The organism is Bacteroides sp. UBA939, from assembly GCF_002293435.1.
In the GTDB taxonomy this organism is placed as follows: domain Bacteria; phylum Bacteroidota; class Bacteroidia; order Bacteroidales; family Bacteroidaceae; genus Bacteroides.
The window spans coordinates 1-7,380 of record NZ_DBDF01000043.1 but is presented as its reverse complement, the minus strand read 5'-3'; the positions used below and the strand labels follow the sequence as shown (position 1 = coordinate 7,380).

Sequence of the window (7,380 nt, the reverse complement as noted above, 5' to 3'; positions counted from 1 at the left end):
TACCCATTCCCACCGCTAAATTCTCATTTATAGTATAAAATAATAAGATGTAGCTCTGTGTATTCCGGAATTATTTTATTTCGTACCTTTGCGCCCGATTTATAATAGAATCACAAAAACATGCAAAAGAATATACAACGCCCGGTTAGTTCCATCGCCTTTCCTGTCCTGATAGCATTAAGTCTTTCTCATTGCCTGAATGATTTATTGCAATCGGTAATCACCGCTACTTATCCGCTTTTCAAAGAGGACTTGACATTGAGTTTTGCACAAATCGGATGGATTACATTAGTCTATCAGATGGCGGCATCAGTATTTCAGCCCATCTTCGGACTGTTTTTCGATAAACGCCCCTTTGCATGGACACTGCCGATGGGGATGCTGTTCACAATGGCGGGATTACTGAATCTGGCATTCGCTACAAACCTTTACTGGGTTTTACTTTCCGTACTCATCATAGGTATAGGGTCATCCGTACTTCATCCCGAAGCATCGCGTATCACTTCGCTCGCTTCCGGAGGAAGAAGAGGATTGGCACAATCGCTATTCCAGGTGGGTGGAAACCTGGGAGGGTCATTAGGCCCGTTGCTTGTAGCACTACTCGTAGCACCCTACAGCAGGCACAATATCGCACTATTCGCTATTCTAGCGGTGATAGCAATTATCGTTATGATACCCGTCGGGAAATGGTATAAAGGTTATATAACCCGAATGAAACGAGACCACATCGCTCTACAGCCGCACCTGCAAATGCCTCTGCCGATGAATAAGACGGTGCTTTCCATCTCCATCCTGCTGATTTTAATCTTCTCCAAGTATATTTATCTGGCAGGCTTGAGCAGTTACTACACCTTTTACCTGATTCATAAATTCGGAGTAAGCGTCCAGGATTCCCAACTTTACCTGTTCGTATTCCTTGTAGCCACAGCTGTCGGAACGCTGATGGGTGGCCCTATCGGTGACCGCATCGGACGAAAATATGTCATTTGGGGGTCAATACTCGGAGCCGCCCCTTTCACGATGTTAATGCCTCATGTGGGACTTGTGGCAACTATCCTGCTGAGTTTTTGCGTCGGACTGATACTCTCGTCGGCTTTCCCTGCTATCCTGCTATATGCTCAGGAGCTATTGCCCAGCAAGTTGGGTTTAATTTCCGGATTATTCTTCGGCTTCGCATTCGGAGTTGCCGGCATTGCCTCTGCCGTATTGGGAAATATGGCTGACAAATTCGGTATTGAAGCCGTCTACAATGTCTGTGCTTATATGCCTTTGCTGGGATTGGTGACGTGGTTCCTTCCGAATTTGAAGAAGAAGTAATATTGTTAATATAAGAAAGAAAAACTCCGGCAATGCCTAAGCATTCCGGAGTTTTCCCTAACCACTTAACCTGCATTATTCATAAGTGTCTNNGAATTTAGCGGTGGGAATGATTATTACGAAGTACTTACACTATGAATAATGTAGGTTAAAACCTGTTTTGATTTTCCTTATATAAGATTTTATCAGCTTCTTACAATAATTGGAACAGTGCCAAGTCTTCCTCCACCCCACTAATAGCACCTATCCGGAAAGTGTCAACCAATACTTTCGCTACATTAGGCGAAAGGAAAGCAGGTAACGTAGGTCCTAAATGAATCTTCTTCACACCCAGACTCAACAGCGCCAGTAATACGATAACCGCCTTTTGTTCATACCAGGCAATGTTATACACGATGGGAAGTTCATTGATATCGTTCAATTCAAATACCTCTTTCAGTTTCATGGCAATAACGGCTAATGAATAACTGTCATTGCATTGTCCGGCATCCAACACACGCGGAATGCCATTGATATCGCCCAAGGGCAATTTATTGTAACGGTACTTGGCGCAACCGGCAGTCAATATGACTGTATCCTGAGGTAATGCTTTGGCAAACTCGGTATAATAATCACGGCTCTTCATACGTCCGTCACATCCTGCCATCACCACAAACCGGCGAATGGCGCCACTCTTCACGGCATCTACCACTTTGTCAGCCAGTTGCAATACTTGATTGTGGGCAAAGCCGCCAATAATTTCACCCTGTTCTATCTCCACAGGCGGCTGACACTGCTTAGCCAATTCAATAATTCCGGAGAAGTCTTTTCTACCATCCTCATCCGCTTGGATATACTTACATCCCGGATATCCGGCAGAGTTCGTAGTGAACATGCGTTCCTTATATTCAGCATTTGCCAAAGGCGGAACGATACAGTTAGTAGTAAACAGAATCGGACCGTTGAAGGTAGAAAACTCCTCACGCTGTTTCCACCAGGCATTTCCATAGTTGCCTACAAAATGAGAATACTTCTTGAAAGCAGGATAATAGTGTGCAGGAAGCATCTCGCTATGAGTATAGACATCTACACCAGTTCCTTCGGTTTGTTTCAGCAGTTCTTCCATATCTTTCAGGTCATGCCCACTTATCAGAATGCCCGGACGCTTTCCTACTCCAATATTAACTTTCGTTATTTCCGGATTGCCATACCTTTCGGTATTTGCCTTATCCAGCAAAGCCATAGTCTTAACGCCATACTCTCCGGTTTCGAGAACTATCTTCACCCACTCATCCGCCGGAAGTGATTTAGCGGCAATGGCAGCCAGTGTATGTTGTATAAAGGTATGGATAGAGTCATCATCGTAACCCAAACGCATAGCATGCTCCAGATATGCCGACATACCTTTCAATCCGTAAATGATAAGTTCTTTCAGAGAACGAAGGTCTATATCCGGCTCACGCAATATACCTATCGCCTCGGCCTTGACATCATATTCATCGCGCCTGCCCTGCCATTGCAGTTCGTCTATTCCGGGCAAAGAGATTCCCTTGCTTTTGGATGCCTCTACCAGCCGATTACGCAATGCCATACCTTTATCTACCCGGTCTATGATACTTTCATCGTCAAAATTAGCATTGGTAATGGTGCAGAACAATGCATCCGCGACGAAGTGGTTTACTTCAGGAGGAACAACCTGTCCGGCACTACGTAATCCGTCGGCAACCACCGACACACCACGAACTACAAACAGCAGCAAGTCCATCGCCTTTGCCGTATGGCTCTCTTTTCCGCACACACCTTTCAAGATACAACCGGTACCCTTAGCCGCCTCCTGACATTGATAACAAAACATCTTAGTATCCATCATCTTATTCTTTCATTTAGTTAGAAAATATATTTTTCATTATCTTTGTGCAAAGGTGCGGTATTTGCAACAGGTAAATTGTCACCTATGTTACAGCTAATCACAAAAAAACAAAAACATGGAACCACATATATTATTGCAGATGTCATTGTTTCAAGATATAACAGAAGAGACATTGCTACAATTCATTCTATCTCACCAACATTCTCTTAAACGTTATAAATCGGGGGAATTCATTGCTTTGCAAGGAGATGTATACCGTTCACTATACATCTTATGCAACGGTAGCGTCCGCACCCAAATGGTCAGTGCGGAAGGGAAACTATTAACTATAGAAAGCCTGCAAGCCCCCCAATTGTTGGCTCCGGCCTTTATCTTTTCATCAGAAAACCGTTTTCCGGTAAATATCGAAACACTGGAAGTTTGCGAAGTACTTACCTTGAACAAGGATGCTTTTCTGGAGTTCATGCACCGGCATCCGGCAGTCATGCATAACTTTCTCAGGCTGATATCCGACAGGAGCCTGTTCCTTTCCAGGAAAGTGAATGAGTTTGCGTTACAAAGTTTGAAATCCCGTTTGCTCAATTACATCAAGATACACGGAACCATCGGTTCGCAGCAGGAAGTAGCTCATATCCTCGGGGTAGCCCGCCCGTCGCTGGCACGCGCCTTATCCGAACTGATAAGCGAAGGTTGCTTGCTGATGGAGGGAAAAGAGATGCGGATTGACGATATTAATGCAAGAAAATATTGCACAGAAATAAAGTAAGCCGATGTGTTCTTTAATCCGGTATGTAACGCTTGTGTTGTTCGCGAACCAAATCGCATTCTCAGGCGATTAATAAATACAGTTTGCCACTTGGTTTGCAACAATCCGCATCGTTTCTATCGCAAAGTTAGAGGAGGTATCGCTTTTAACTGCTAAGCCAACAAGTTGGCTTAGCAGTTAAAGCCGATAGTATTGTTGTACGATTCACGGAGTATTGGCTTTAACTCCTTAACTCCTAACGAAGTGATAACCCTTTAACTGCAGTATGAATAATGCAGGCTAACTCCTGAGCGAAGCGATAACTCCCTTAACTCCTGATTCGCATAACCAACACAGGATAAAATCTGTTCCCTCCCAACATTTTTTAATTTAAGTTGTTAAATATACGTCTATTAAACCCAAGCTTAAATGAAAACAATCTTAAAGACAGTATTTCTACTGTGCGGAACCGGGCTTATTCCTTCCGCAGTCAGCGCACAAGCGCAAGTGAACAATCATTATGAGAAACCCGACAGTATTGTCATGGTTAGTACTGACAAAGCAAACGATAAGCTCGTCCGTATCATAGATGAAACTCAATACAGGTATATTCATGACCCGCAAGCTCCCCGTTTCCTCCTGATGGACAAGCAAGGGAAAATCGCTCTCGGTATAGGTGGATACGTACGCGCTACAACCGAATATGATTTTGGCGGTATCGTAGAAAACACGGATTTCATTACCGCCTACATCCCTAACTCCAACAAAGTGAAAAATCAGTTTCAGATGGACGCAAGTACCGCCACTATCTTCCTGAAATTAGTGGGGCATACCAACAAGATATTAGGTGATTTCATTGTATATGCTGCCGGAAACTATCGAAGCGGCAATAAGGTATTCCAATTACGAAATGCCTACGTAACGTTCAGGAACATAACAGTGGGATATACTTATGGCGGTTTCATGGATTTAGCGGCATTGCCTGCCACTATCGACTTCCAGGGCCCTAACGGAGTAGCCGCCTACCGGGCCACTCAAATATCCTATGCTTACACAGGCTTGAAGAACTGGCGTTTCAACGCATCCATAGAAATGCCAAGCGTAAGCGGTACCGGCAATGACCAACTCAGTATTACCCAACAACGTACGCCGGATTTTACTGCATATATACAATATGGTAGAAGTGAAAACAGTCATCTGCGCGTAGGTGGCGTCGTCCGTAACATGACTTACACCAGTACGTTGAGTGACAAAGCATCAGAAGTAACGGGATATGGCGTACAGGCATCCACTTCATTGAGTTTCGGTAAGAGATGGGAGTTTTTCGGGCAAGCTACTTACGGAAAAGGTATCGCACAATACCTGAATGATATAAGTAATCTCAATGTAGACATTGTCCCCAATCCTGAAAAAGAGGGTAAAATGCAGGCATTGCCCATGTTAGGCTGGTTTGCCGGAATGCAGTATAATATATCTCCCACATTATTCGCGTCCACCACGTACAGTATGTCCAGGCTTTATTCGGAAAATGGTTATTTCAACGACCAACCGGACAGTTACCGTTATGGGCAGTACTTTGTGGCCAATATATTCTGGAATGCAACCTTGAATATGCAGTTAGGAGCTGAGTATCTACACGGGTGGCGTACGGATTTCGACAAGTCTACGCATCATGCCAACCGGGTAAATTTACTGGTACAGTATTCTTTCTAACACCATTCAACTGAGTGGAAAATACCGTTTAGCTGAATAAAAATTGTCCGGGAACTCCTGCTGTATNNATACAGCAGGAGTTCCCGGACAACTGTCTTTTATATAAGGTAAGAGTTTAGAACTTATAGTTCACACTTACACCAAATACTTTGTTGGTGCGGCTGTAAACGTCTTTATCAACCGATGCTCCCAATCCACGTGGGTTGGTCTTAGTATAGTCACTGTATGAAGTCCAGAAATAAGCAACGTCCAAACTCAATGCTTCGTTGAAATTAATACGTCCACCCAAACCTACAGAATATGAGTCACAAGAGAAACTCGTGTCCGATTGGAAGTTATCACTTAATCCGTAGTTCGTTTTCTGGTAGCCACTGCTGATAGTAATCAGTTTGTTAATATCCCATTCGGCACCTATTAAATACTCGTGTGTACCATGTTTCAGTTCCTTTTGCTTATCGCCCGCCATACCCGCATTCTTATCGTCGAAGAAATGATACTCCACAGTAGCACGAAGCGAAGGCAAGAACTCATAACCTGCCGCTACAGATAACATGGACGGAAGGTCGTTAGGCGTGTTCACACCATGCTTAAAAGGTGCCATAAAGGCATCAGCAGCGTCAGGAGCATCCAGTTTATGCGTATTGTTTTCAATGTTCATGTTAGCCTTGAACTCGTATTTCGCTGCCAGGTTCAACTTACCGAATTTGGCATCTACACCTATAATAGGCGTCAAGCCCCAACCTGTTTGGTCACAATCAAGTTCTATCTTCGCATCTTCCAACTGCTGGAGCATTGCCCCCGACTGTTGTTGTACTACCTGCTGAGCCTGTTCCAAAGGCATCCCGCCCTGTACAAGCTGCTGCACCATAGCAGCACCCAATTGTGCAGCTACACCATCTTTCAGATTTACATTCAGGAAACCGGTGTATCCGCCTGTAAAGTAATTCATGCGCGCACCTGCAAAAACCGAAAAGTGTTCACTAATCTTATAACTCGCTCCCAGTTGGACACCGTATATGAACTGACGGCCTTCCATAGCCGAATTGATATTGAACATATTGGGTTTCAACATTCCGTTACTTGTAGCACTCGCCAAACTAATAGCAGCCGCATCAAACATAGGCAAACCCTGATCGAAAGAAGCCTTTCCACCACCGCCTACTACAGCAAAGCTACCGGAAAACGCCCAATCTCCTTTCTTATATACAGCATGTAACGAAGGGATGACAGGAGCAGAAGCTTTTCCCTCGTAAAGGCGGGTAGAAGTTTGCCCATCCATAGTCCACAAAGGACTTGTAGCCGCAATATCACGTGTCTGATATGCACTCTGCACTGTAAGAGCTAATTGAAAACCATCTTTAGGAAGAAATGCCAGACCGGCAGGATTACTATAAACACCGTCAAGATCAATGGAAGCACCACGGGCTATCATACGCAAAAAAGCGGCATTCTGATTTGTGTTAGTTAGATAATCTCCTGCAAAAGTTGAAGTTGAAACGATTAGCAACATCAGGCTAATCAAGGAAAGTTTTCTCATCTAAATCTTTTTTTAATTGTTACAGGCGCAAAGGTACAACAATAATGCACACTGAAAAGTGTTTTGTGCACGAAATTATAGCTTCCTCTCGAATTAATCAAAATACAAATCGTTTCTAATGAAACGAAATAGCTTTCGTTAGCGCTATGGAAAAGAGCAATTCCTGAACATTATCCAATACATAGACGTTATATATACAATGGTTCGTTATAAAATCAT

At 43.8% G+C, this 7,380-nt stretch carries 5 protein-coding genes; 3 read left to right on the top strand and 2 right to left on the bottom strand.

What is annotated here, in order from left to right:
* Window positions 1-120 precede the first annotated feature (120 nt).
* Window positions 121-1,317, top strand: coding sequence for an MFS transporter (locus B2Z67_RS03130; RefSeq protein ID WP_291528360.1), 1,197 nt, complete (start codon window positions 121-123; stop codon window positions 1,315-1,317).
* A gap of 193 nt (window positions 1,318-1,510) precedes the next feature.
* Here B2Z67_RS03130 and hcp read toward each other — a convergent pair whose 3' ends face one another.
* Window positions 1,511-3,163, bottom strand: a complete 1,653-nt coding sequence (gene hcp, locus B2Z67_RS03125; protein WP_291528361.1) for a hydroxylamine reductase — start codon at window positions 3,161-3,163, stop codon at window positions 1,511-1,513.
* Window positions 3,164-3,281: 118 nt separating this feature from the next.
* Here hcp and B2Z67_RS03120 point away from each other — a divergent pair, with 118 nt between their 5' ends.
* Together B2Z67_RS03120 and B2Z67_RS03115 are read left to right on the top strand one after the other, a co-directional pair.
* Window positions 3,282-3,932, top strand: a complete 651-nt coding sequence (locus B2Z67_RS03120; protein ID WP_291528359.1) for a Crp/Fnr family transcriptional regulator — start codon at window positions 3,282-3,284, stop codon at window positions 3,930-3,932.
* A gap of 408 nt (window positions 3,933-4,340) precedes the next feature.
* Window positions 4,341-5,624: a DcaP family trimeric outer membrane transporter gene (locus B2Z67_RS03115; RefSeq protein ID WP_291528358.1), complete on the top strand. Its 1,284-nt coding sequence runs from the start codon at window positions 4,341-4,343 to the stop codon at window positions 5,622-5,624.
* 115 nt (window positions 5,625-5,739) lie between these two features.
* On the opposite strand, the gene B2Z67_RS03110 is transcribed toward B2Z67_RS03115, so the two are convergent.
* Complete coding sequence (locus B2Z67_RS03110) at window positions 5,740-7,161, bottom strand: OmpP1/FadL family transporter (RefSeq protein WP_291528357.1); 1,422 nt, start codon at window positions 7,159-7,161, stop codon at window positions 5,740-5,742.
* Window positions 7,162-7,380 lie beyond the last annotated feature (219 nt).

Excerpts from the sequence above, each read along its gene's own strand:
- B2Z67_RS03130 (WP_291528360.1), top strand. The coding sequence starts at position 121 with ATGCAAAAGAATATACAACGCCCGGTTAGTTCCATCGCCTTTCCTGTC.
- hcp (WP_291528361.1), bottom strand. The coding sequence starts at position 3,163 with ATGGATACTAAGATGTTTTGTTATCAATGTCAGGAGGCGGCTAAGGGT.
- B2Z67_RS03120 (WP_291528359.1), top strand. The coding sequence starts at position 3,282 with ATGGAACCACATATATTATTGCAGATGTCATTGTTTCAAGATATAACA.
- B2Z67_RS03115 (WP_291528358.1), top strand. The coding sequence starts at position 4,341 with ATGAAAACAATCTTAAAGACAGTATTTCTACTGTGCGGAACCGGGCTT.
- B2Z67_RS03110 (WP_291528357.1), bottom strand. The coding sequence starts at position 7,161 with ATGAGAAAACTTTCCTTGATTAGCCTGATGTTGCTAATCGTTTCAACT.